Annotated in this window: 22 protein-coding genes; 16 read left to right on the forward strand and 6 right to left on the reverse strand. The window is 35.9% G+C overall.

Features of this window, described 5'->3' with window-relative positions:
• The first annotated feature begins 8 nt into the window (after positions 1-8).
• On the forward strand, positions 9-839 hold the full coding sequence (locus tag Q9317_RS03740) for a DUF1189 family protein (RefSeq protein ID WP_305981578.1): 831 nt from the start codon (positions 9-11) through the stop codon (positions 837-839).
• A gap of 100 nt (positions 840-939) precedes the next feature.
• On the opposite strand, the gene Q9317_RS03745 is transcribed toward Q9317_RS03740, so the two are convergent.
• The 4 genes from Q9317_RS03745 to Q9317_RS03760 all read right to left on the reverse strand — a co-directional run bounded on the left by Q9317_RS03745 (position 940) and on the right by Q9317_RS03760 (position 5,563).
• Positions 940-1,737 carry a LacI family DNA-binding transcriptional regulator gene (locus Q9317_RS03745; protein WP_003099169.1) on the reverse strand — a complete coding sequence of 266 codons (798 nt, stop codon included), beginning with the start codon at positions 1,735-1,737 and terminating at the stop codon, positions 940-942.
• Between the two features lie 170 nt (positions 1,738-1,907).
• Complete coding sequence (locus Q9317_RS03750; RefSeq protein ID WP_003099170.1) at positions 1,908-2,744, reverse strand: sugar ABC transporter permease; 837 nt, start codon at positions 2,742-2,744, stop codon at positions 1,908-1,910.
• Positions 2,744-4,093 carry a carbohydrate ABC transporter permease gene (locus tag Q9317_RS03755; protein ID WP_016355889.1) on the reverse strand — a complete coding sequence of 450 codons (1,350 nt, stop codon included), beginning with the start codon at positions 4,091-4,093 and terminating at the stop codon, positions 2,744-2,746. The genes Q9317_RS03750 and Q9317_RS03755 overlap by 1 nt, the downstream gene beginning before the upstream one ends.
• Before the next feature lie 216 nt (positions 4,094-4,309).
• Positions 4,310-5,563, reverse strand: a complete 1,254-nt coding sequence (locus tag Q9317_RS03760; RefSeq protein WP_003099172.1) for an extracellular solute-binding protein — start codon at positions 5,561-5,563, stop codon at positions 4,310-4,312.
• A gap of 226 nt (positions 5,564-5,789) precedes the next feature.
• Here Q9317_RS03760 and Q9317_RS03765 point away from each other — a divergent pair, with 226 nt between their 5' ends.
• The 3 genes from Q9317_RS03765 to glgP all read left to right on the forward strand — a co-directional run bounded on the left by Q9317_RS03765 (position 5,790) and on the right by glgP (position 10,702).
• Complete coding sequence (locus Q9317_RS03765) at positions 5,790-6,809, forward strand: LacI family DNA-binding transcriptional regulator (RefSeq protein ID WP_003099173.1); 1,020 nt, start codon at positions 5,790-5,792, stop codon at positions 6,807-6,809.
• Between the two features lie 103 nt (positions 6,810-6,912).
• Positions 6,913-8,421: a 4-alpha-glucanotransferase gene (malQ, locus tag Q9317_RS03770; protein ID WP_003099174.1), complete on the forward strand. Its 1,509-nt coding sequence runs from the start codon at positions 6,913-6,915 to the stop codon at positions 8,419-8,421.
• 16 nt (positions 8,422-8,437) lie between these two features.
• Positions 8,438-10,702 (forward strand): glycogen/starch/alpha-glucan family phosphorylase, encoded by a 2,265-nt coding sequence (gene glgP, locus Q9317_RS03775; RefSeq protein ID WP_003099176.1) that lies wholly within the window; start codon positions 8,438-8,440, stop codon positions 10,700-10,702.
• Between the two features lie 50 nt (positions 10,703-10,752).
• Here glgP and Q9317_RS03780 read toward each other — a convergent pair whose 3' ends face one another.
• Positions 10,753-11,058 carry a hypothetical protein gene (locus Q9317_RS03780; RefSeq protein WP_003099177.1) on the reverse strand — a complete coding sequence of 102 codons (306 nt, stop codon included), beginning with the start codon at positions 11,056-11,058 and terminating at the stop codon, positions 10,753-10,755.
• A 213-nt stretch (positions 11,059-11,271) separates the two neighbouring features.
• Between Q9317_RS03780 and trhO the strand changes: the two genes are divergently transcribed.
• The 3 genes from trhO (at position 11,272) to Q9317_RS03795 (ending at position 14,088) form a co-directional block, all read left to right on the forward strand.
• Positions 11,272-12,258, forward strand: coding sequence for an oxygen-dependent tRNA uridine(34) hydroxylase TrhO (gene trhO / locus Q9317_RS03785; RefSeq protein WP_121791502.1), 987 nt, complete (start codon positions 11,272-11,274; stop codon positions 12,256-12,258).
• Between the two features lie 97 nt (positions 12,259-12,355).
• Positions 12,356-13,159: a cation efflux transmembrane domain-containing protein gene (locus Q9317_RS03790; RefSeq protein ID WP_003099181.1), complete on the forward strand. Its 804-nt coding sequence runs from the start codon at positions 12,356-12,358 to the stop codon at positions 13,157-13,159.
• Positions 13,160-13,173: 14 nt separating this feature from the next.
• The gene (locus tag Q9317_RS03795; RefSeq protein ID WP_305981615.1) at positions 13,174-14,088 is read left to right on the forward strand and encodes a TDT family transporter; all 915 of its coding nucleotides are present in this window, start codon (positions 13,174-13,176) and stop codon (positions 14,086-14,088) included.
• A 23-nt stretch (positions 14,089-14,111) separates the two neighbouring features.
• On the opposite strand, the gene Q9317_RS03800 is transcribed toward Q9317_RS03795, so the two are convergent.
• Positions 14,112-14,288 (reverse strand): DUF3042 family protein, encoded by a 177-nt coding sequence (locus tag Q9317_RS03800; protein WP_016355892.1) that lies wholly within the window; start codon positions 14,286-14,288, stop codon positions 14,112-14,114.
• A gap of 128 nt (positions 14,289-14,416) precedes the next feature.
• Between Q9317_RS03800 and miaA the strand changes: the two genes are divergently transcribed.
• The 9 genes from miaA to nth all read left to right on the forward strand — a co-directional run bounded on the left by miaA (position 14,417) and on the right by nth (position 23,196).
• Complete coding sequence (miaA, locus tag Q9317_RS03805) at positions 14,417-15,304, forward strand: tRNA (adenosine(37)-N6)-dimethylallyltransferase MiaA (protein ID WP_031239141.1); 888 nt, start codon at positions 14,417-14,419, stop codon at positions 15,302-15,304.
• 74 nt (positions 15,305-15,378) lie between these two features.
• Positions 15,379-16,617 (forward strand): GTPase HflX, encoded by a 1,239-nt coding sequence (hflX, locus tag Q9317_RS03810; RefSeq protein WP_031239142.1) that lies wholly within the window; start codon positions 15,379-15,381, stop codon positions 16,615-16,617.
• The gene (locus Q9317_RS03815; RefSeq protein WP_003099191.1) at positions 16,610-17,248 is read left to right on the forward strand and encodes a hypothetical protein; all 639 of its coding nucleotides are present in this window, start codon (positions 16,610-16,612) and stop codon (positions 17,246-17,248) included. The genes hflX and Q9317_RS03815 overlap by 8 nt, the downstream gene beginning before the upstream one ends.
• Before the next feature lie 24 nt (positions 17,249-17,272).
• Positions 17,273-18,202, forward strand: a complete 930-nt coding sequence (rnz, locus tag Q9317_RS03820) for a ribonuclease Z (RefSeq protein ID WP_003099192.1) — start codon at positions 17,273-17,275, stop codon at positions 18,200-18,202.
• Complete coding sequence (locus tag Q9317_RS03825) at positions 18,202-18,966, forward strand: SDR family NAD(P)-dependent oxidoreductase (RefSeq protein ID WP_003099194.1); 765 nt, start codon at positions 18,202-18,204, stop codon at positions 18,964-18,966. The genes rnz and Q9317_RS03825 overlap by 1 nt, the downstream gene beginning before the upstream one ends.
• The gene (gene recJ, locus Q9317_RS03830; protein ID WP_003099196.1) at positions 18,963-21,164 is read left to right on the forward strand and encodes a single-stranded-DNA-specific exonuclease RecJ; all 2,202 of its coding nucleotides are present in this window, start codon (positions 18,963-18,965) and stop codon (positions 21,162-21,164) included. The genes Q9317_RS03825 and recJ overlap by 4 nt, the downstream gene beginning before the upstream one ends.
• Positions 21,165-21,279: 115 nt before the next feature.
• Positions 21,280-21,798, forward strand: a complete 519-nt coding sequence (locus Q9317_RS03835) for an adenine phosphoribosyltransferase (protein WP_003099199.1) — start codon at positions 21,280-21,282, stop codon at positions 21,796-21,798.
• 61 nt (positions 21,799-21,859) lie between these two features.
• Positions 21,860-22,543, forward strand: a complete 684-nt coding sequence (locus tag Q9317_RS03840) for a DnaD domain-containing protein (RefSeq protein ID WP_003099201.1) — start codon at positions 21,860-21,862, stop codon at positions 22,541-22,543.
• Complete coding sequence (gene nth, locus Q9317_RS03845; RefSeq protein WP_003099202.1) at positions 22,540-23,196, forward strand: endonuclease III; 657 nt, start codon at positions 22,540-22,542, stop codon at positions 23,194-23,196. Before Q9317_RS03840 ends, nth begins: the two co-directional genes overlap by 4 nt.
• Positions 23,197-23,200 lie beyond the last annotated feature (4 nt).

The raw sequence follows: 23,200 nt of genomic DNA on the forward strand, positions 1-23,200 counted from the left end.
TCTTATTAATGACAACAAAGAAACACTTTCCAATTTCTTATTTTGCTTATAGCATGACTCCTAAGGCTATCTTTTCACATCTTGATAGCTTTAGATGGTGGCAAAATTTCCTCCTAATTGTTTTTTTGAACGCCTTAATTATGATTCCTGTTACCCTCCACTATGCGCAACTTAAGACTTACTCAGTAGAGAAAATTGTGAATAGGGCTTTAGATCCTATTACAGATAAAACCTTTCTTGCATTCAGTCAAGGTGAGATTACTGCTAATCGTTACCAAGGCAATTCACAGCTCATTAGGGATGGACAAGTGGCGTTAGCCGTTCTACCAAGCCCTCAAGAAAAAGAAAGATTAAAAGCAAAAAAATTAAGGCATATTATCCTTACAGAAAAAAGGTGGATCTTTGTTACGCCAGAGGGTAAAATGATGACAGCTCAAGTCAGTGGAAAGGAAATGTCCTTGAAGCAATTTAAAGACGTAAAGGCTGTTAAACAGTTTATTAATGATCAGTGGTATCAGAGTAATAAAGCCAGTCTTCTTGCTTATCTTTTACTCAGTTTTTCACTTTTAATTTATTTTGCTACGTTTTTGGTTATTGGTTTAGGCACACTGTTTTTATCCTTGAGCAGAAAATCAAGATTATTTGATATAAAAAGTTATTCAGAATGTTTTGGGCTAATGGTTAACTGTTTTGCTTTACCAACCCTAGTTTCAGTCGGAATCAGTTTATTTGCTTCAAATCCCCTTTTTGTGATGCATACACAGGTGTTTGGGACTTTATTAATGTTAACCTTGGTATTTTATAAAACACACTTTAGAGATGATATCAGGGCTTATTAAGGTTTCCCTCATGGGATTTTTAGAAAAAACAATTGCTTCCTAATAAATTGGAAGCAATTGTTTTTCATTGTGTTGGTTTTTTAGGGTTTTATTGGCTAAATTAAAGTAAAATATCATGATTTTTATCAGGTTGCCTTTTTTTAGCCCATTCAATAGCTCTTAAAATGAACGCACATTTTTCTTTACTTAATTTAGGAAGAAACAGTTTATTTTGGTGATGTTCAAAGACTTTGTCTAATGAGTCATCAATGATTAGGATGTTTTCAGTTAAATCAGCAAGTGTATGGTCAATTGTTTCAAGAAAAACAGTTGACGGAAAGAATTCTAAGAGTCTATGTCTGAGGTTATCATCATTGATTGGAAGACTGATAAAAGTATAAGGTTTTCCTTTGAAAAAGGTGTCTGCTTTTTGCTTTAACTGCAAATAGTCAGTAGTGATTTGGAAAAACAATGGGTCATTGATAAGACTATTTAAGGCAATCAGAGGCTTAAAATTCAATTGACCAATTTTGTAAAAGGTATCTTTATCGCAGTCTAAAGTTAAAATAAGATCGGCCCAATCAAATTTCTCAATGGTATTTTCTGTTAGACAAACCAATTGGTAATCATGTTTGTGAAGAAAAGAAGAAAGTACTTCAATAGTGTACATCTGTTCGGCTCTAACTAATAATGAAGAACTGTTTTTATAATAAAGAACAATACTATTGGATTGTTGTGTCACAAGTGAACGTGCAGCCTGATTGGGAGTATAGTTGAGTAAGTTACTAATATGAAGTACTTTATCTCTTGTTTCATCGCTAATTTTTTGATCGTTTCGATTGTTTAAAACATAAGAAACAGTAGCAACTGAAACACCTGCTTCTCTGGCAATGTCTTTGATTGTAACTTTAGATTTCATACTTTTGTTATATACAAAATATCTATAAAAGTCAAGGCTTAACCCAAGTCTAGTCCATTCATTTCAAGTCTTTTCACAAAGAAAGAGAAAATTGTAGCCATTTCTTGTAAGGAAATCAAAAAACCATCCTTCTAAAAAGTAGAAGAATGGTTGCCCTTTAAGGGGAAGTTCTATTTTACAGATCCTCCAGTAATACCTTCAACATAATATTTTTGCATGAAGATAAAGAGAATAGTGATTGGAATAGCAATTAGGACAGATCCTGCTGCAAAAGCTCTAAACCATTCATTGATGGTATCAACTTGTAGCATTGAGAAAAGACCAATAGCAACAGTGTATTTGCTTGTTGCATCACCAAGGATAACTTGGGCAAAGATGAAGTCAATCCAAGGGCCCATAAAGGCTAATAGGGCTGTGTAAACGATGATTGGTTTTGATAGTGGTAAAGTGATTTTGAAGAAAATCTCCATTCGACTGGCACCATCAATCATGGCTGACTCATCAAGTGAATAAGGAATGGTATCAAAGAATCCTTTAGCAATGTAAAATCCAAGAGCAGCACCAGCAGAATAAACAAGAACAAGTGCTGTAAGGGTTTGAGTTAAGCCAAGAGCTTTTAAGATATAATAAACAGCAATCATACTCATAAAACCAGGGAACATGTTTAGAACAAGTGCCAGTTTTAAGAAACCATTACGGTGTTTAAATTTGATACGACTTAAGGAGTAAGCCATTGCAACTGTTATAAAGGTTGAAATGATACAAGTGAATGTCGCTACCATAAAAGTGTTAACAAACCATCTTCCAAAAGGAAAAGATTCATTTGTAAAGAGCATGATGTAATTCTCTAGAGTAAGTGTTTTGGGTAAGAAATAATTAACATAGGCAGTACCTTCACCACGGAAACTTGTCAGGATTACCCAAACAATTGGAAAGAGCCAAACAATTGAAAGAAGAATAAGAGTGGCATAGACTAAGCCTAATTGAAATCTGCGTTTGTTTTTCATTATTTAGCCGTTCCTTCCTTGTAAGATGCTGTTCTGGTATAGGCAAGTAAACTAAAGACTGCTGATACCACGAAGATGAGGATACCAATTACTGAGGCTAGGTTATAGTCTGCTGCAGTAACTGTTAATTTATAGAGCCAGGTAACCAAAAGATCGGTTGATCCTGCTTGATAATAATGGGAGTTTGTAGGGCCACCACCAGTTAGAAGGAAAATCACGTTAAAGTTGTTGATGTTTCCAATAAACTGTTGAATTAGGTTTGGTGTCATAATCAAAAGAATTTGTGGGAAAGTAATGGATTTGAAAACTTGGAACTTACTTGCGCCGTCAATTTCAGCAGCTTCAATTTGTTCACTGGGTAAATTCATGATAATTCCAGTTGCAATCAACATTGTAAAAGGAATACCAATCCACATGTTAACAAAAATAATTGAGAATTTAGCCCAAATAGGATCTGATAAGAATGGTAATGAATGGCTAATGATTCCTATTTTTTGTAAGAGAGCATTAACTGGGCCTTCATCATTGAGCAAGTTTCGCATAATTAGAAGGGAAATAAATTGCGGCACAGCAATGGTAATAACGAAAATAGTTCGCCACATTTTTTTCAATTGCAATCCTTTGGTATTAATCAAAAGAGCTAAGATTATTCCGAAGAAGAAGTTGGTTACAGTTGCAAAGACTGCCCAAATAAGAGTCCAAGAAAGAACAGGGAAAAATGTTCCAGCCATACGACCTGAAAAGATATTTCCAAAGTTTGCTAATCCAACCCAATCAAATAATGATTTTGGAGGCAGATGGTTATGGTCATAATTTGTGAAAGCTAAACAAATCATGTAAACCAAAGGTAAAATGGTAAAAAGAAGAACACCAATTAAGGGAACAGCCATTAAAGTCATATGGAAACGGCCATTGGTAAGTGTTAAAACGTCTTCTTTGAAACTTGGGATGTGACTACCTTCATTTTTGAGTTGGTAAAGAGTAGCAGCACTCTTTAAATTACACCAGTAAATATAGGCGAAAACCAAGCAAAAAATGAGAGCAGCAAGTCCAAAAATCAACATCAACATTGAATTATCGCCGTCAACAGCAACTTGTAATTTAATGCCATCAATTTCTTTGGTAACCATTCCTTGTGTTTGTGTTCCTAAGGTAATAAGCCCATGAACAGCTGGAATAATTTGTGTGAAAAATGCTATTAGAAAAACAATTTGGCTTAGCAAAAAGAGTGAGCCTTTGATCAATTGTTTGTTAGCAAAGTTTGCAAAGCCCATGATGATAGCAGATAATTTAATATCAAAGCCACCATTTTTTAGGGCATCTGACACAGTCACGTTAGTGTTAGTCATTGAATTTCTCCTTTTTATAGCTAAGTGTTACTTAAATCTTCAAAACTGTTAAAGATTTAAGTAGCACTATGCTAGAAGTCACAAAACAAGTAGGAGTGGACCAAGAACCACAAGAATTAGTGGAGCTCGGTTCCACTCCTAAGATAATGAGTAGATAACGCTAGTGAGATCAAACTCAAGTCTGTTTTGGACCTTTTAATATAGTGCTAGAACAAGTTATTTTGTAGCAGCGATGTCTTTGTCAAATTGTTGTAATTTAGCTAAGTAGTCGCCTTCTTTAATTTTACCATTATATGTGTCACTTAGGATAGCAGCACTTTCAGTCCAGAATGTTGCCATTTGGCTAAGTTTTGGCATAACAACAGTGTAATCTTTTGAAGATCCCATAGTGATAACTGTTTTAGCAAGTTCATTTGATTGAACTTCTTCAGAAGCTTGGATATCTTTATTAGCTGGAACGATGTTACGTGTTTTAAACTGATTTTTTTGGCTTTCAGCATTTGTAAGGTATGATGCTAATTTGTAGCTTGCTGCGATACGTTTTGTATCACCTTTAGCTGGTGCTTGGTTAACAGCGTATAATTTAACACCTAAGAAAGCTTTTTGTTGAACAGTTTCACCACCGATGGTTACTTTAGGATAAGCAGCAACGCCAAGTTTGTCTTTACCAATTGCTTCTTGAGCAGCAGCATAGTCCCAAGGGCCAGTTTCAAATGCAGCAACAGCACCTTCAGCAAATTTAGACATTACATTGTTGTCATCTAAGTTAACAAAACCTTTATTGTTTGCTTGATCAGCAACCCATTTAAGAACTGCTGCACCTTTTTCGTTGCCCCAGTTTGTTCCTTTAACATCTTCACCTTTTTCACCAAAAAGTGTGTTTCCAACTGACATGAATAAAGGACCAGTTGCATATGAGTTGGCTTGTTTAAATTTACCACCAAAAGTAGCTTTGCTTGTGATTGCTTCGTATGATGTAATATCGTCAGCACTTAATTTTTCTTTATTGTAGAAGAGAACTTGTGATTCAATTCCAAATGGGAATGCGTAAGTTTTTCCTTTATATTGTGCACCGACAACAGCTTGTTCAGTTGCTGTAGCAGCGATGTCTTTTGTGTATTCTTCTGGAACTTCTTGAATGGTACCAGATTCTACAAGTTGACCAAGTTGGTCATGAGGAAGAGAGAATACGTCAGCAGCTGTGCTTGCATCTTTTTTGATTTTTTCTTGTGCTTTTGGATCTTCTGATTCAACAACTTTTACTTTGAAACCAGAATCTTTTTCAAATTTAGCAACAGCATCAGCATAAGACTTTTTAGCTCCTGTTGGAACCCAAAGTTTGATAGTTTTAGCGTCTGTACCTGATGCTGATTCTGTTTTTTCTTTAGAACCAGATGCACATCCAACTAAAAGTGTACTAGCAAGTGTTAAACTTGCTCCGCTAACGATAATTTTTTGCCATGACTTCATAGCTATTTCCTCCTAAGAAATATTTTATACCTCTATTATGCAACCGTTTGCAGAGAATGTCAATACTTTTTTTAAAAATTTTTGTTTAAAACATGATTTTTTTAGTTTTGAAAAAAATAATGATTGAAATAGAAAGAACTTTGCTTTTTGATTAGATAATTGTATAATGGAAAAAAACATGGAAGAGTTAGAGTATCAAAGCGTATAGCTTATAGGAAAGGCATATATGGTAACCATAAAAGATGTTGCTCAAAAAGCAGGAGTTAATCCCTCAACAGTTAGTAGAGTTTTAAAAGATAATCACTCCATTTCTCAAAAAACCAAAGATAAAGTTCGCAAGGCCATGAGTGATTTAGGTTATGTTCCTAATGTTGCTGCGCAAATGCTTGCTAGTGGTTTGACAAATAATATCGGTTTGGTTTTTCCACCAATCACCTTTAAAGATAGATTGAGTGAACCTTTCTTTATGCAAATTCTCTCTACTATTACGCATGAAGCAAAGGTAAATCATTACACTGTGTCAATTGCGACAGCCATGACAGTAGAAGCTTTGGAAGAACAAGTTAAACTCATGCATCTTCAAAAACGGGTAGACGGTTTTATTATTTTGTATTCTGAGCAAAACGATCCCGTTCGTAAATATTTGATGGCTAATAATATTCCCTTTGTTATTGTAGGGGCTCCTGAAGGTGATGAAAATAATATTACTTACATCGATAACGATAATCAGTTAATGGCTAAAACAGCTGTTGATTATTTACATAGTAAGGGACATGAAAAAATCTTATTTATTACGGATGATTTAGAGTCTGAAGTTGCTTCAGAACGTTACATTGGCTACTTTAAAGGCTGTATGAAAATAGGTCTAGAAACAACACCGATGTTACTGTTTGATCGCAGTGACCCTCTCAACGTTGATGCTTTAACAAAAACAATGTTCACATCAAAACCATCAGCATTAATTGTCATCGGTGACATCTTATCCGTTCGCCTGATTCAGTTGCTTTCTTACGTTGGGATTTCAGTTCCGGATGATATTTCTGTGATTACTTTTAATAACTCAACCTACTGTAAATTGGTGCATCCTTACCTGACAACTTTTGATATTAATGTGGATAATCTAGGTAAAACTAGTTTTAAACAATTAATGGAAATTATTAAGGATGATAACCATTCCCTAAGTCAAAAAATTCTAGTTCCATTTACCTTAAAGGTCCGTGAAAGTGTACGAGACATGCACAAATAGCATTGATAAAATAGCATTTTGAAAAGAATGTTATTTTTTTATTGACTTACGCAAACGGTTGCGCTATAATTTCATCATAGATAAATCAAGCAAGGAGAAAATTATGACGAAACGCGCAAGTGGTATTTTGATGCACATCAGTTCATTACCGGGCAAATTTGGTATTGGAACTTTTGGAGAAGCAGCATACAATTTCATTGATTTTTTAAAAGAAAGTAAGCAGACTTATTGGCAGATTTTACCACTAACAACAACAAGTTTTGGTGATTCTCCCTACCAATCATTTTCAGCTATTGCAGGGAATACTCATTTTATTGATTTTGATTTACTTGTCAAAGAGGGTTACCTTGTTGAGAGTGATTTTGCAACTTGTGATTTTGGATCAAATCCAGAATCCGTTGATTATGCTTTGATTTTTAATGCCAGACGCCCTATTTTAGAAAAAGCTGTTGCTAATTTTTTAAAGAGTAGCGATGGTAAAGACAAGCTTGCTGCTTTTGAAAAAGAAGCTTCATGGGTTTCTGATTTTGCAGAATTTATGGCTATCAAAGAGTATTTTGACAATAAAGCTTTGCAAGAATGGGATGATAAAGCAATTATCAAACGTGATCAAGCTTCCCTTGTAGCTTACCGAGAAAAATTGCAGTCTGTTATTTCTTACCATAAAGTTTGCCAATATTTCTTTTATCAACAATGGTTAGCTCTAAAAGCTTATGCTAATGAAAATAATATTTCTATTATTGGGGACATGCCAATCTATGTATCAGCTGATAGTGTTGAAGTATGGACAATGCCTGAACTGTTCAAAGTTGATGAAGAATTGAAACCTCAATACATTGCGGGTGTTCCTGCAGATGGGTTTAGTGAGGATGGTCAACTTTGGGGCAATCCCATTTACAAGTGGGAAAATCATCAAGCATCTGATTTTGACTGGTGGGTATTCCGTATTCAAGAGAGTTGCAAAATATATGACAAAGTCCGTATCGATCATTTTAAAGGCTTCTCTGATTTTTGGGAAATTCCTGGCGGTGATAAAACAGCTAGAAATGGCCGTTGGGCGTCAGCACCTGGCTTTGAACTCTTTGAAACAGTTCGTGAAAAATTAGGTGATTTGCCAATTATTGCTGAGAACCTCGGGTATATTGATGAAAAAGCAGAGCAGTTACTGGCTGCCACAGGCTTTCCTGGAATGAAAATTTTAGAATTCGGCCTATATGATGTGACTAGTCAAAGCATTGACTTGCCACATAACTTTGATACAAATAGCATCGTTTATTGTGGTACACATGATAACGAAGTTGTTAATGGTTGGTATGAAAACTTGACTGTTCAACAGGCACGTTTTGTTGATAAGTATTTGCATCGTGCTGAAGGTGAACGCATTACAGAAGCGATGTTAAGAACTATTTTTGCCTCTGTTGGGAATATTGCAATCCTATGCATGCAAGATTTACTGGATAAGGATGCAGATAGCCGTATGAACATGCCTAATACTGTTGGTGGAAACTGGCAATGGCGTATGTTAGCGGATGATTTAACAGAAGCTGACAAAGATTATTTAATTGGCTTGACAGAACTCTACGGTCGAGCAAATACAAGTCTGAAGAATTAAAGAATAAGGGGATATTATGACGACGTTTACAACTTACACTGAAAAGCAACTTGGAAAAACACTTTCACAAGCTTCAAATCAAGAAATTTACCTTTCATTGCTAAATTTTGTTAAAGAAGAAGCTCGCCAAATGTCAAAAAACACTGCCAAACGCAAGGTTTACTACATTTCTGCGGAGTTCTTAATTGGAAAATTACTGTCAAATAATCTCATTAATCTTGGGATTTATAAAGGCATCAAAGAAGAACTTGCCGCAGCAGGCAAATCTCTTGCAGAAGTAGAAGATGTGGAATTAGAACCTTCTCTTGGAAATGGTGGGCTTGGCCGTTTAGCATCATGCTTTATTGACTCTATTTCAACACTTGGAATTAACGGGGAAGGCGTTGGCTTAAACTACCATTGTGGTCTTTTCAAGCAAGTCTTCAATCATAACGAACAAGAAGCAGAGCCAAACTTCTGGATTGAAGACCAGTCATGGTTGGTGCCAACAGATGTAACTTATGATGTGCCCTTCAAAAACTTTACCTTGAAATCACGTCTTGATCGCATTGATGTTTTGGGCTATAAACGTGAAAGCAAAAACTATTTGAACCTTTTTGATATTGAAGGGGTTGACTATGGCCTGATTAAAGATGGTATTTCATTTGATAAAACGGACATTGCTAAAAACTTGACACTCTTTTTGTACCCAGATGATTCCGATAAAAATGGAGAATTGCTCCGTATTTACCAACAATATTTCATGGTTTCAAATGCTGCGCAATTATTAATTGATGAAGCTATAGAACGTGGTTCAAACCTTCATGATTTGGCTGACTATGCTTACGTTCAAATTAATGATACGCACCCATCAATGGTTATTCCAGAATTAATTCGTCTCTTAACAGAAAAACATGACATTGCCTTTGAAGAAGCTGTTACCATTGTATCAAGCATGGTTGGATACACTAATCACACCATCTTAGCAGAAGCTCTTGAAAAATGGCCATTAGAATTCTTAAATGAAGTCGTTCCTCATCTTGTTACAATCATTGAAAAATTAGATGAACTGATCAGAGCAAAAGTATCCGATGCTAGTCTTCAAATTATTGATGAAACAGGTCGTGTTCATATGGCACATATGGATATTCACTTTGCGACATCTGTTAACGGGGTAGCTGCGCTTCATACAGAAATCTTAAAAAACAGTGAGTTAAAAGACTTCTATGAATTGTATCCTGACAAATTTAACAACAAGACAAATGGGATTACTTTCCGTCGCTGGTTAGAATTTGCTAACCAAGATCTTGCTGATTATATCAAAGACCTAATTGGTGATGACTATTTAACAGATGCTACAAAACTTGAAAAATTAATGGCTTTTGCTGATGATAAAGAAGTTCACACCAAACTTGCTGATATTAAACATGCTAATAAATTAAGTTTAAAACGCTATTTGAAAGATAATAAAGGGATTGAATTAGACGAGAACTCTATTATTGATACACAAATCAAACGTTTCCACGAGTACAAGCGTCAACAAATGAATGCCCTGTATGTGATTCACAAATATTTAGAAATCAAAAAAGGGAACCTTCCTAAACGTAAAATTACCGTGATATTTGGAGGAAAAGCTGCTCCAGCATACATCATTGCACAAGACATCATTCATTTAATTCTTTGCTTATCAGAATTAATCAATAATGACCCTGAAGTGAGTCCCTATTTGAATGTGCATTTAGTTGAAAATTACAATGTGACTGTAGCAGAACATCTTATTCCTGCAACAGATATTTCAGAACAAATTTCACTGGCTTCAAAAGAAGCTTCAGGGACTGGTAATATGAAATTCATGCTTAATGGTGCTTTGACACTAGGAACAATGGATGGTGCCAATGTTGAAATTGCAGAGCTAGCCGGCATGGACAACATCTACACATTTGGTAAAGATTCAGATACCATTATTGATTTGTATGCCAATGCATCTTATGTATCAAAAGAGTATTACCAAGGGGACTCAGCCATTAAAGCTGCAGTAGATTTCATTGTCAGTCAAGAAGTGCTAGCATTAGGAAATGCGGAAAGACTTGAAAGATTACATCATGAATTAATCAGTAAAGACTGGTTTATGACCCTAATTGACCTTGCTGAATACATTACTGTTAAAGAGAAAATGTTAGCAGATTATGAAGATCAAGAGCTTTGGATGACAAAAGTTATCAAGAACATTGCAAAAGCAGGCTTCTTCTCATCTGATCGTACCATTGAACAATACAACCAAGATATTTGGAAGTCCCTTTAATTAATACATAAAAAAACACCGGAAATTAAAGATTTCCAGTGTTTTTTTCTTTAAGCGACTAACAGTTTTGTAATAATAATATCGTGGTTAGGGTAATTTTCCTGAAGGTATTGGCTTACTTCAGCGTATAATTTTTTAATTTCTTGGCGTTTTTCAGGCTTATCATAACCAACATAGTGAAACTGACACTCAATGGTTAAAAATAACTCATGAAAAAGCTTATTCATGTTCTCTAATTTACTTAGGAGTAAGTGATCTTCTTTAATGAAATCGGGAATAACAGTATCTTGTCCAAATTGAGCATCAGCTATTGTCAAGGGATAAGTTCCGTATTCTAAACACAATTCGTAAGTCATTTTTTTCTCCTATTTGATTTTGCCTTTTCTAAGATTAGTTATTTATTTCTTATAGTAAGGTTATTCTGACACAAAAGATAAGTCAAGTCAATTAATTGAAACTTGCCTTGAACTTAGTTCTTGTGATTTTATGCGCAAGCAAATTTATTGCAAGCTGAGAAATAGTGAGGCTATAATAGTTCTATTAAAGTGAATTTTATTATAGGAGATACTATGTCTGAAAAAATTAGAGTCCTACTCTATTATAAATATGTTGCCATTGAAAATGCCCAAGAATATGCAGAAAAAACCCTTGCTTTTTGTAAATCTATTGGTTTAAAAGGAAGAATTCTGATTGCTGATGAAGGTATTAATGGAACTGTTTCTGGTGATTATGAAACAACTCAAAAGTACATGGACTGGGTTCACAGTGATGAACGTTTTTCTGACCTTTGGTTTAAAATGGATGAAGAAGACGAGCAAGCTTTCAAGAAAATGTTTGTTCGCTACAAAAAAGAAATTGTTCATTTAGGACTTGAAGATAATGATTTTGATAATGATATCAATCCTCTTGAAGTAACGGGTGAGTATTTAAATCCTAAACAATTCAAAGAAGCCTTGCTTGATGAAGATACCGTTGTTTTGGACACGCGAAATGATTATGAATATGACCTTGGTCACTTCCGTGGTGCCATTCGTCCAGATATCCGTAATTTCCGTGATTTACCACAATGGGTACGTGATAATAAAGATAAATTCATGGAAAAACGTGTTGTTGTCTACTGTACAGGTGGTGTTCGCTGTGAAAAATTCTCAGGCTGGATGGTCCGTGAAGGGTTTAAGGATGTTGGCCAATTACATGGTGGTATTGCAACTTATGGTAAAGATCCAGAAGTTCAAGGTGAACTTTGGGATGGTGCTATGTATGTTTTTGATGAACGTATTGCTGTGCCAATTAACCATGTTAACCCTGTAGTCATCAGTAAAGATTACTTTGATGGGCAACCATGTGAGCGTTATGTGAATTGTGCTAACCCATTTTGTAACGATCAAATTTTTGCTTCAGAAGAAAATGAAGCTAAATACCTTCGTGGCTGTTCACCAGAATGCCGTGCTCATGAGCGCAATCGATACGTTTCAGAAAATGGCCTAACACGTCAAGAATGGGCGGATCGCCTTGCTGCACTTGGAGAAGTTTTACCTGAAATGGCGGCTGTTTAAGTAATGAAGATCTAGTTTGACTAGGTCTTTTTATGATTTTCTATGGTATAATAGACTTTGTTTTTAATGGATAAAAGATAAGAATAAGGTGATTAAAGTGACACAACGAAAAACTATTTTTGAGTTAAAAGGTATGGATTGCCCAAGTGAGGAGCAACTAGTAAGGATTGTCCTAGGAAATTTCGAGAAGGTCCAGACTATTAAGGTAAATCTTGCTAAAAACCAAGTAGCAGTTACCCACCAAGAAGATAGCCAAAAACTGTTAGAAGCCCTTGATGACTTGAAATTACAAACACAACTAGTAGAAGACTTTACTGTAGAAGAGGCTGAAGCAACTGACACTAAGCAAATGCTGCAGAAGTTCATTTTAGGTCAAGTTTTGATTATTAATATAGCCTTTTTTATTTTAGAGGAACTGGCCGGTTACTACTTGCATTCCTTAGGGCTAGCTGCAGATGGTCTTGATATGTTGGCTGACAGTTTTGTTTATGGCTTGGCCTTATTTGCTGTTGGAAAGTCACTCTTATTTAAAAAGAAAGTATCAGCACTAGCTGGCTATTTCCAACTGATTTTAGCCTTATTAGGTTTTCTACAAGTTATTTACAGATGTCTCAATCACGATTACCTTCCAAATCCCTTGGGGATGTTTGTGATTGCTCTAATGGCTTTACTGGCTAACCTAATCTCTTATTACATGGTCTTAAAAGTAGATCAAACTGAAGTTCATATCAAGGCAAGTAAGCTATTTACGTCAAATGATATTGTGATAAATATTGGCGTGATGCTTAGCAGCTTACTAGTGTATTTCTTTCAATCTCCCATTCCGGATTTAATAATTGGTAGCTTGATTTTTGCTTTAGTTTTAAAAGGCGCTTTAAAAATCATCGCTTTGTCTAAGTAAGGGAGGCAGTTATGATGCGACACTATCAAAATCCTCCGCTAGTTTTTTCAGGATTAATCTTAGGAACAATGGCTTTAGGAAATCTTCTTGCTGGCTTTTTACCAGCTGTAAAATGGCTGACAATTCCTTTAGCTCTGATCATGTATAGCTTACTAATTATGGGAATTATTCGTCATCCCAAAGAGGCTTTAAATCAATTAAAATTGCCGATTGTTGCCTCTGTTTTTCCAACCTTCTTTATGGTGGGAATGCTCTTTGCCTCATTTTTAATACAAAGTGGTTGGGCACTTGTAGGAACTGTTTTTTGGTGGATGAATCTGATTTCAAATCTCATTTTAATTGCCTATTACCTTAACCGTTTTGTCTTTGCTTTTAAATGGGAAAATGTTTACCCTTCTTGGACAGTGCTCTTTGTAGGGGTTGCCATGTCATCACTAACAGCACCTGCCAGCAAGGCTTTCACATTGGGGCAAGTTGTCTTTTGGATTTGCCTTGTGATGACTATTATTATCTTCCCGATTCTTTTAAAAAAAACCTATCAGATAGGATTACCAGATGCCTTTTTGCCAAATATTTCGACCTTTTGTGCACCTTTATCCTTATTACTTGCAGGATACCTGTCAACATTTCCCCATCCCAAAACAAGTATGGTAGTTTTCCTACTATTTTCGTCTCAAACTCTTTACGTTTTTGTCATATGGCAGCTGCCTAAACTTTTGAAGCGACCTTTTACCCCAGGCTTTTCAGCCTTTACATTTCCTTATGTTATTAGTGCAACTTCCCTGAAAATGGCGCTGAGCTTCTTAGGCATAAAAGGTCTTGTGAGCTTGTTAGTCTATCCTGAATTAGCCATAGCTTTAGTGCTAGTGACTTATGTGCTAGTTCTCTATATAAGGTTTTTACAATCACAAAAAACAGTTGGTTCTTAACAAAACCAACTGTTTTTATGTGACTAACGAGCTACACGGCGACGTGCGGCTTTTTTACGATTTTCTTCAATGAAAGCTTCTTTTTCTTCTTCTGGTTCAATAATGGTTTTTTGAACTGCAAAGATAGCTCCTGCAACAGTGGCAGCAGTGGCTAAAACACCTGTAGCTAAACCTTTAGCAAATTGATATTTCTTAGTCATACTCTTACTCCGTTTCTATGGCGGGACATTTTTAATGACTCTGCCTCTTGTGTTATAATATATGGTAACGAAAAAAGAGTTAAATATCAAGAAAAAGATGTCAGTAAGACCCTTTTAATAGAAAGAGCATAATGAAAACAAAAATTATAGTAGTCGTAGGGCCAACAGCTGTTGGAAAAACAAGTCTGGGGATAACGTTAGCACAAGCTTTTAATGGAGAAATTATTTCTGGGGATAGTCAACAAGTTTATAAAGGACTTGATATTGGGACCGCAAAAGCAAGTCCTAAAGAGCAAGCAGCTGCCAAACATCACTTAATTGATATTAGGGAAATTGATGACAACTACTCTGCCTTTGATTTTGTTAATGATGCCACTCAAGCAATTGAGCAGATAGTTGCTAAAAGAAAAGTTCCCATTATTGTTGGGGGCACAGGACTCTATTTACAGAGTTTACTAGAAGGTTATCATTTAGGTGGAAAACTGGATCAAGAAGCTTTATTGGATTACCGTAAACGTCTGGAAGAGCGAGAAAGTGCTGATTTGTATCAAGCAGTGGCTGATAAGGGGATTGTCATTGATCAAATCAATCGTAGAAGAGCTATCAGAGCTTTAGAGTTGGCTGAATTTGGTCATTCTATGGAAAATAAAGAGACTGCCTATAACCCCTTATTAATTGGTTTAAATGATGAGCGTCAACTGATTTATGAACGCATTAATGCTCGCGTTGATGTGATGCTTGAAAGTGGGATTTTAGATGAAGCTAAAATGCTCTTTGAGAACTATCCAGAGGCTCAGGCTAGCCGTGCTATCGGCTATAAGGAGTTTTTCCCCTATTTTAAGGGAGAAATCAGTTTAGAAGAAGCCAGTCAGCAACTAAAGCAAAATACAAGACGCTTTGCCAAGAGACAGCTGACTTGGTTTCGAAATCGAATGGCAACTCCTTTTTACAAGATTACGGATAAAGACTACCCTGAATTTATCTTAGAAAAGGTAGATAATTTCCTTAAAAGTTAAGGGGTCGATTACCAAATACAACTAGAATTTATGGTATAATAGCAGTTACGGAATTTGGAGGACAAGCAATGGTATTGACAGAAACAAAACGAGAAAAAGAACGTGTGATTGTTCTAGGAGTTGAACTGCAAAATACTGAAAATTTTGCCATGTCAATGGAAGAATTGGCTAGTCTTGCTAAAACTGCAGGAGCTGAAGTGATTAGTAGCTACAGCCAAAAACGTGATAAATATGATAGTAAGACCTTTATTGGCTCTGGAAAATTAGCAGAGTTAAAGGAGATTGTTGATGCTGAAGAAATTGACACGGTTATTGTCAATAATCGTTTGACCCCACGTCAAAATTCTAATTTAGAAGCTGAAATGGGTGTAAAAGTTATTGATAGGATGCAATTGATTTTGGATATTTTTGCCATGAGGGCTAAAAGCCATGAAGGCAAATTGCAAGTTCATCTGGCACAACTAAAATACATGTTACCACGTCTTGTTGGGCAAGGGGTTATGTTGAGTAGGCAAGCTGGCGGAATTGGTAGTAGAGGTCCTGGTGAGAGTCAATTGGAGTTAAACCGTCGCTCTATTCGTCATCAGATTACAGACATTGAACGCCAACTGGCTATCGTTGAGAAAAATAGACAGACTATTCGTGATAAGAGACTTGCTTCAGACACCTTTAAAATTGGTTTGATTGGTTACACAAATGCTGGTAAATCAACTATCATGAATGTGTTAACTGAAAATTCACATTATGAAGCAAATGAATTGTTTGCGACACTTGATGCAACGACCAAACAAATTTATTTACAAAATCAATTTCAAGCGACTTTAACGGATACTGTAGGCTTTATCCAAGATTTACCAACAGAACTTGTAGCAGCTTTTAAATCAACTCTAGAAGAAAGCAAACATGTTGATTTACTCTTACATGTTATTGATGCTAGTGACCCCAACCATGCTGAGCACGAAAAAGTTGTAACAACTATTTTAAGGGATTTAGACATGTTACAAATCCCAAGATTAGCTATTTATAACAAGATGGATCAAGTTGATTACTTAAGAGCAACGGCTTTTCCTAATGTTAGAGTTTCTGCTAAAGATCCCAAGAGTCGTGATACTTTAAGGCGCTTATTGATTGATCAAATCAGAGATATTTTTGAGCCTTTTTCGGTAAAAGTAAGTCAAGAAAAATTGTATAAGCTCTATGAATTACATAAGATTGCATTACTTGATCATTACTCATTTGAAGACGAAATAGAAGAAATTTCGGGTTATATTGCTGCCAAAAACAAATGGAGATTAGAAGAATTATATGACTGATTATTGTGAGTTAGCTTTAGCCTATGGAGGCTTTACCAGTTTAGATGTTAAGTATTTAGAAAATCTTTTAAAACAACCCTTAAACCATGAGCAAAAGCTGGCCCTTATCACACCACCACCAAGTGTTATTAATGCCTATTTTGCAGAGATTTACCAGAAACAAGGCCCTCAAGCAGCTACAGATTATTATTATAAGCTGTCTCAAGAACTTGCTCTTTATCAGAATCAACCAAGTTTTGCCGAAGAAAAACCATTTGTTAGACTTAATCTGTCAGGAAAATCTTATGGCTTTTCTTATCAAGAAGGTGCAGAACTTGCTCTTGTGTTTTCTGAAGAAGAACAAGCTATTAAGCCTGATGTTTGTTTTGAGTTAGCACAAATTTTTCCACACTACTTGGTTTTTGTTGATCATCAACACATTAAGATGTCTGCTAATCCTTTTGAGTCATCCAAACAAAACAAATTAAGCTTACCTGATAATTTATTAACAGAAGGATTCCGTATTGATGAGCATCTAATATTGCTAAAAAGCTTTAACCTTGAAGAGTTAAAAGAAGTGAGCCAGCAATTTAAGGGGCAATTTTTCTATGGATTTGAGCAAAGAGAATTTACATTATATATTAAAGAATAGAACCTAACAGAAAGAATAGAGTGTATGGAATTACAATTTTTAGGGACGGGTGCTGGTCAGCCCGCCAAGCAACGGAATGTATCTAGTTTAGTTTTAAAACTCCTGGATGAAATTAATGAAGTTTGGATGTTTGATTGTGGTGAGGGGACTCAACGTCAAATTTTAGAAACGACAATCAAACCTCGCAAAATTAAGAAGATTTTCATTACCCATTTGCATGGGGATCATATTTTTGGCTTACCAGGTTTTCTAGCAAGCCGCTCCTTTCAAGCAAGTGAAGAGCAGACTGATATTGACATTTATGGGCCTGTTGGTGTGAAACGGTTTGTGGAAACAAGTCTTCAAGTATCAGGGTCACGTTTGCCTTACAAAGTTCATTTTAATGAATTAAGAGAAGATGCCTTAGGGAAAATTTTAGAAACAGATAAGTTTGAAGTTTATGCTGAAAAACTAGCCCATACCATTTTTTGTATTGGCTATCGTATTGTTCAAAAAGATTTAGAAGGTACCTTGGATGCCGAAGCCTTAAAAGCAGCAGGTGTTCCCTTTGGTCCTTTATTTGGTAAAGTGAAAAACGGACAAGATGTTACTTTAGACGATGGGACTGTTATCAAGGCAGCAGACTATATCTCTCAACCTAAAAAGGGTAAAATTATTACTATTTTAGGTGATACAAGGAAGTCACTTGCCAGTCAACGACTAGCTGAAAACGCAGATGTTTTAGTTCATGAGTCAACATATGGTAAAGGTGATGAACGTCTAGCTAAAAATCATGGGCATGCAACCAACATGCAGGCTGCTCAAATTGCTAAGGAAGCATCTGTTAAATTGTTGCTTTTAAACCATGTTTCAGCACGTTTTCTAGGGCGTGATTGCCGTCAGATGGAAAAAGATGCAGCAAGTATTTTTGAGAATGTTAAGATGGTTAGAGATTTAGAGGAAGTGAGCATTTAATGTCACCAAGAACAATTGTTATTACGGGTGCTTCAGGTGGTTTGGCTCAAGAAATCATTGGACAGCTTCCTAAAGAAGATAAAATTATTTTAATTGGTAGAAGTAAAGAGAAACTTGAGAAACGTTATGCTAAAGCCTCACATATTTCTGCTATTGGAATGGATATCAAAGACAGTAAGGCTATAGAGTCAGTTTTACAAACACTTTTTTCAGAACATGGTAGCATTGATGTATTTATCAATAATGCTGGTTTTGGACTTTTTAAAGATTATAACGATTTTACCAGTGACGAAATTGAAGAAATGTTTGAGGTTAATACCTTGGCCAGCATTCATTTTTCTAGACTTGTGGCGCAACATATGGCAGAACAAGGACATGGGCATATTCTTAATATTGTTTCTATGGCAGGATTAATTGCTTCAGCACGTTCAACGATTTATTCCGCTACTAAGTTTGCCATGATTGGGTTCTCTAATGCCTTAAGGCTTGAATTAGCTGATAAGGGTGTTTTTGTGACAACTGTTAATCCAGGCCCAATTGCGACTCATTTTTTTGATCTGGCTGACCCGTCAGGAGATTACTTAAAGAGTGTTGGTAAACTAACCTTGCAACCAGAAGCAGTTGCCAAAAAAATTGTCTCAATTTTAGGGAAAAATAAACGTGAACTCAATCTCCCTTGGCTTTTAGCCGTGGCACACAAATGTTATACTCTTTTTCCAAAAACGTCTGATTATCTTGCCAGAAAGGTTTTTAATTTCAAATGATAAGAAGTAAATACAAATGGAAAATACAAGAAGAGGAGCCAGATGCTGGCTTCTTTAAGCTTGCCAAAGCACAAGGTTTAACGAAAGAAGCCGCTGAAATTGTCTTTGAAAGAGGCATAAAAGATGAGAACAGTCTGTCTCAATTTTTAAAGGCCGATTTGTCCTCATTACATAATCCTTATTTGCTTTACCAAATGGATAAGGCTGTTGGCCGAATTCGTCAAGCTATTGAAAATGCTGAAACTATTTTGGTTTATGGTGATTATGATGCAGACGGCATGACGGCAGCTTCTATCATGAAAGAAACCCTTGAGATGATGGGGTCAGAACCGTTAGTGTATCTGCCAAATCGTTTTACTGATGGTTACGGCCCCAACAAAAGTGTCTATAAATATTTTATGGATCAAGAGGCAGTTAGTCTTATTATTACTGTAGATAATGGTGTTGCTGGTCACGAAGCTATTGACTATGCCCAAGAAAATGGTGTGGATGTTATTGTAACAGACCATCATCATTTGCCTGATGATTTGCCAAATGCCTATGCCATTATTCATCCAGAGCATCCAGAAGGACAGTATCCTTTTCAAAAACTTGCAGGTTGTGGTGTTGCTTTTAAGTTGGCGACTGCTTTATTAGAAAGTATTCCAACAGAATTTTTAGATTTGGTTGCTATTGGGACTATCGCAGATATGGTGAGTTTACGTGATGAAAACCGTGTTTTGGTCAAAAATGGTCTACAGGTTCTAAAAGCTAGCGAGCGTGTTGGTCTCCAAGAATTAATGGCACTTTCTAATGTTGATTTTGATCAGTTTAATGAGGATGTTATCGGTTTCAAATTAGCCCCGCAATTAAATGCATTAGGGAGGCTTGATGATCCAAACCCAGCTTTAGAACTCTTGACAGGTTTTGATGAAGAAGAAGCTCAGCAAATAGCAGTCATGATCAATGAAAAAAACGAAGAACGTAAAGAATTGGTTCAAGCTATCTTTGATCAAGCTAAAGAAATGATCAATCTTGATAGACCTATTCAGGTTTTGGCTAAAGAAGGTTGGCATCCAGGAGTTCTAGGGATTGTAGCTGGACGTATCATGGAAGAAATCAGTCAAACCGTTATTGTTTTAGCTATTGACAATGGAATCGCTAAAGGCTCTGCCAGAAGTATCGAAGCTATTAATATGGTTGAAGCACTTAACAGAGATAAAGGTCTTTTAACGGCATTTGGTGGGCATCCTGGCGCTGCTGGCATGACATTACCTGCCAAAAATCTTGAAGCTTTGTCGGAATCTTTATCTGCTTATATTGCTGAAAATAACATCGATTGCCAACAAAAAAATAGTTTACATATTGATCAGGAATTAGATTTGAGTCAGCTCAGTCTTGAGACCTTGAAATCTCTCAATCAATTGGCACCATTTGGTATGGACAACACAAAGCCACTTTTTTTAGTAAAAGACTTTACATTAGTTCAAGCTAGAACTTTAGGTGCTGATAATAAACATTTGAAATTGCGCATTCAAAAAGCATCTGTGGAGACAGATGTCTTAGCCTTTAATCAAGGTCATCTTAGCCAAGAGTTTCAACAAGTTAAAGGTCTTGAGTTAGTTGTTACCTTATCAGTCAATACTTGGAATGGAAATACTAGCCTTCAATTAATGTTAGTGGATGCACGTGTTCATGGTTTGCAACTTTTTGATGTTAGGGCAAAAAATGCGACAGTTCCTCAACATGTTCCTAATATTTTTGACAAGAGTGATAGTAGGCAGGTATTAATTGATCATATTCCAGATAACTTGGATGACCTAAAAGAATTGATTCAAACCAATGACTTTGACGCTGTTTATTTTAAAAATAGAATTGAAAAACCCTACTATTTATCAGGTTTTGGCACAAAAGAGCAGTTTGCAAGATTGTATAAAACCATCTATCAATTTCCAGAATTTGACATCCGTTTCAAACTAAATGAACTCAGCCAATACTTAAAAATTGATAAGCTTTTAGTGATTAAAATGATTCAAATTTTTGAAGAATTAGGCTTTGTTTCAATTGAAGATGGGGTTATGACGGTCATCAAAAATGCTGAGAAAAAAGCAATTGACAGTAGTCAAATTTATCAAGATTTAAAAGAGTTGGTTAAAATGCAAGAAATCATGGCACTAGCAACACCAGAAGAAATCTTTGCCTATCTTAAGGAGCAATAAGATTTCCTTTTTGATTTAAAGATAATATGAAGTCATAATTTACGCAAAGCGCTTTTCGTGATATAATGAAGAGTATTTAATTTTGGCAAAAAGCCACTAGAAAGAAAAAAGAATTATGGATTTAACAAAGTATATCGCATCAATTGAAGACTACCCTAAAGAAGGAATCACTTTCCGTGATATCTCTCCTTTAATGGCTGATGGTAAAGCATATAGTTATGCAATCCGTGAAATCGCACAATATGCTTGTGATAAAGAGATTGACATGATTGTTGGACCAGAGGCACGCGGCTTCATTATTGGTTGTCCAGTTGCCGTAGAATTGGGAATTGGTTTTGCACCAGTGCGTAAACCAGGCAAATTACCACGTGAAGTGGTTTCTGCTGACTACGAAAAAGAATACGGTTTTGATACCTTAACAATGCATGCTGATGCTATTAAACCAGGACAACGTGTGATGATTGTTGATGATTTACTTGCAACAGGTGGTACTGTTAAAGCAACTATCGAAATGATTCAAAAATTAGGTGGTGTAGTAGCAGGCTGTGCCTTTCTTGTTGAATTAGATGGCCTAAATGGTCGTGATGCACTTGGGGATATTGACTATAAAGTATTAATGAATTTCCCAGGCTAATCCCAAGACAATCAAGTAATAGAAGAGATTTGTCCAAGCGAGAAATCTTAATAGAGGGTCTATGAGTTTTTTTGAAGAATATAAGTCAGGCAATCTGGTATTTCCCAGTGCCTTGCTTTTTCATTTTAAAGATATTTTTACAAACACAGATGATTTTTTAGTCTGGCAATTTTATTATCTGCAAAACACAACCAAAATAGATGATGTTATGCCTAGCCAAATTGCCAATGCTTTGGGGAAGACAGTTGCCGAAGTTAACAAATCTATTGCAAATTTGACCAGTCAAGACTTGTTAGACATGAAAACCATTGAACTATCCGGTGAAATTGAAACTATTTTTGATGCTAGTCCTGCTTTGGCTAAATTGGATAGTTTAAGGGCATCTAAAAAGCAAACAGAGACAGTCTCAGAAGACTCTGTTAACCAATTTCAGAAAATTGTTGGTGAATTTGAGCGGGAATTAGGACGATTCTTGAGTCCCTTTGAGTTAGAAGACTTAGAAAAAACCATCAAAGACGATAAAACGGACATTGAATTGGTTAGAGAAGCCTTGAAAGAAGCTGTTTTTAATGGTAAAGCTAACTGGAAATATATCCAAGCTATTTTAAGAAATTGGCGTAAAGAAGGTATAAACAATCTTTACCAAATTGAAGAAAGACGCAGAGCAAGAGAAGATGATAAAGCATCAGAACATGCTTTATCAGATGATTTTTTAACAGCAATGAACCTTTGGAGTGACCAATGAGAATTGGAAAAGAGCGGCTTAAGAAAGTGCTTACCATCATTGGTGAGATGTTTCCAGAAGCAAAAGGAGAATTGGTTTGGCAAACACCTTTTCAATTATTAATTGCGGTCATTTTATCTGCTCAAACAACAGATAAGGCTGTTAATAAGGTAACCCCATTACTGTGGGCAAAATACCCAGAGATTGAAGATTTAGCAGCGGCCAATTTAAGCGATGTTGAAAATTGTTTACGGACGATTGGTTTATATAAAAATAAGGCTAAGAACATTATTAAAACGGCTAATTTGATTTTGCAACAATTTCATGGAGAACTTCCTAAAACCCATAAAGAACTTGAAAGTTTACCTGGAGTTGGCCGCAAGACAGCAAATGTTGTCTTAGGTGAAGTTTATGGTATCCCAGGAATTGCTGTAGACACCCATGTGGCTCGCGTTTCAAAACGCTTGGCTATTTCTGCCCAAGATGCTGATGTTTCTGAAATTGAAGCAGATTTAATGAAAAAGATTCCTAAAAAAGATTGGGTTATCACACATCATCGTCTGATTTTCTTTGGACGTTACCATTGTTTGGCTAAAAATCCTAAATGTGACATTTGCCCCTTGCAATCTTATTGTCTTTATTACAAAGAAACTAGTTTACCTAAGAAAGCTTAATCAG

This window comes from Streptococcus iniae, assembly GCF_030732225.1.
Lineage (GTDB): Bacteria > Bacillota > Bacilli > Lactobacillales > Streptococcaceae > Streptococcus > Streptococcus iniae.

Coding starts and splice junctions, on each gene's coding strand:
- Q9317_RS03740 (WP_305981578.1), top strand. CDS start 9: ATGACAACAAAGAAACACTTTCCAATTTCTTATTTTGCTTATAGCATG.
- Q9317_RS03745 (WP_003099169.1), bottom strand. CDS start 1,737: ATGAAATCTAAAGTTACAATCAAAGACATTGCCAGAGAAGCAGGTGTT.
- Q9317_RS03750 (WP_003099170.1), bottom strand. CDS start 2,744: ATGAAAAACAAACGCAGATTTCAATTAGGCTTAGTCTATGCCACTCTT.
- Q9317_RS03755 (WP_016355889.1), bottom strand. CDS start 4,093: ATGACTAACACTAACGTGACTGTGTCAGATGCCCTAAAAAATGGTGGC.
- Q9317_RS03760 (WP_003099172.1), bottom strand. CDS start 5,563: ATGAAGTCATGGCAAAAAATTATCGTTAGCGGAGCAAGTTTAACACTT.
- Q9317_RS03765 (WP_003099173.1), top strand. CDS start 5,790: ATGGTAACCATAAAAGATGTTGCTCAAAAAGCAGGAGTTAATCCCTCA.
- malQ (WP_003099174.1), top strand. CDS start 6,913: ATGACGAAACGCGCAAGTGGTATTTTGATGCACATCAGTTCATTACCG.
- glgP (WP_003099176.1), top strand. CDS start 8,438: ATGACGACGTTTACAACTTACACTGAAAAGCAACTTGGAAAAACACTT.
- Q9317_RS03780 (WP_003099177.1), bottom strand. CDS start 11,058: ATGACTTACGAATTGTGTTTAGAATACGGAACTTATCCCTTGACAATA.
- trhO (WP_121791502.1), top strand. CDS start 11,272: ATGTCTGAAAAAATTAGAGTCCTACTCTATTATAAATATGTTGCCATT.
- Q9317_RS03795 (WP_305981615.1), top strand. CDS start 13,174: ATGCGACACTATCAAAATCCTCCGCTAGTTTTTTCAGGATTAATCTTA.
- Q9317_RS03800 (WP_016355892.1), bottom strand. CDS start 14,288: ATGACTAAGAAATATCAATTTGCTAAAGGTTTAGCTACAGGTGTTTTA.
- Q9317_RS03815 (WP_003099191.1), top strand. CDS start 16,610: ATGACTGATTATTGTGAGTTAGCTTTAGCCTATGGAGGCTTTACCAGT.
- rnz (WP_003099192.1), top strand. CDS start 17,273: ATGGAATTACAATTTTTAGGGACGGGTGCTGGTCAGCCCGCCAAGCAA.
- Q9317_RS03825 (WP_003099194.1), top strand. CDS start 18,202: ATGTCACCAAGAACAATTGTTATTACGGGTGCTTCAGGTGGTTTGGCT.
- recJ (WP_003099196.1), top strand. CDS start 18,963: ATGATAAGAAGTAAATACAAATGGAAAATACAAGAAGAGGAGCCAGAT.
- Q9317_RS03835 (WP_003099199.1), top strand. CDS start 21,280: ATGGATTTAACAAAGTATATCGCATCAATTGAAGACTACCCTAAAGAA.
- Q9317_RS03840 (WP_003099201.1), top strand. CDS start 21,860: ATGAGTTTTTTTGAAGAATATAAGTCAGGCAATCTGGTATTTCCCAGT.
- nth (WP_003099202.1), top strand. CDS start 22,540: ATGAGAATTGGAAAAGAGCGGCTTAAGAAAGTGCTTACCATCATTGGT.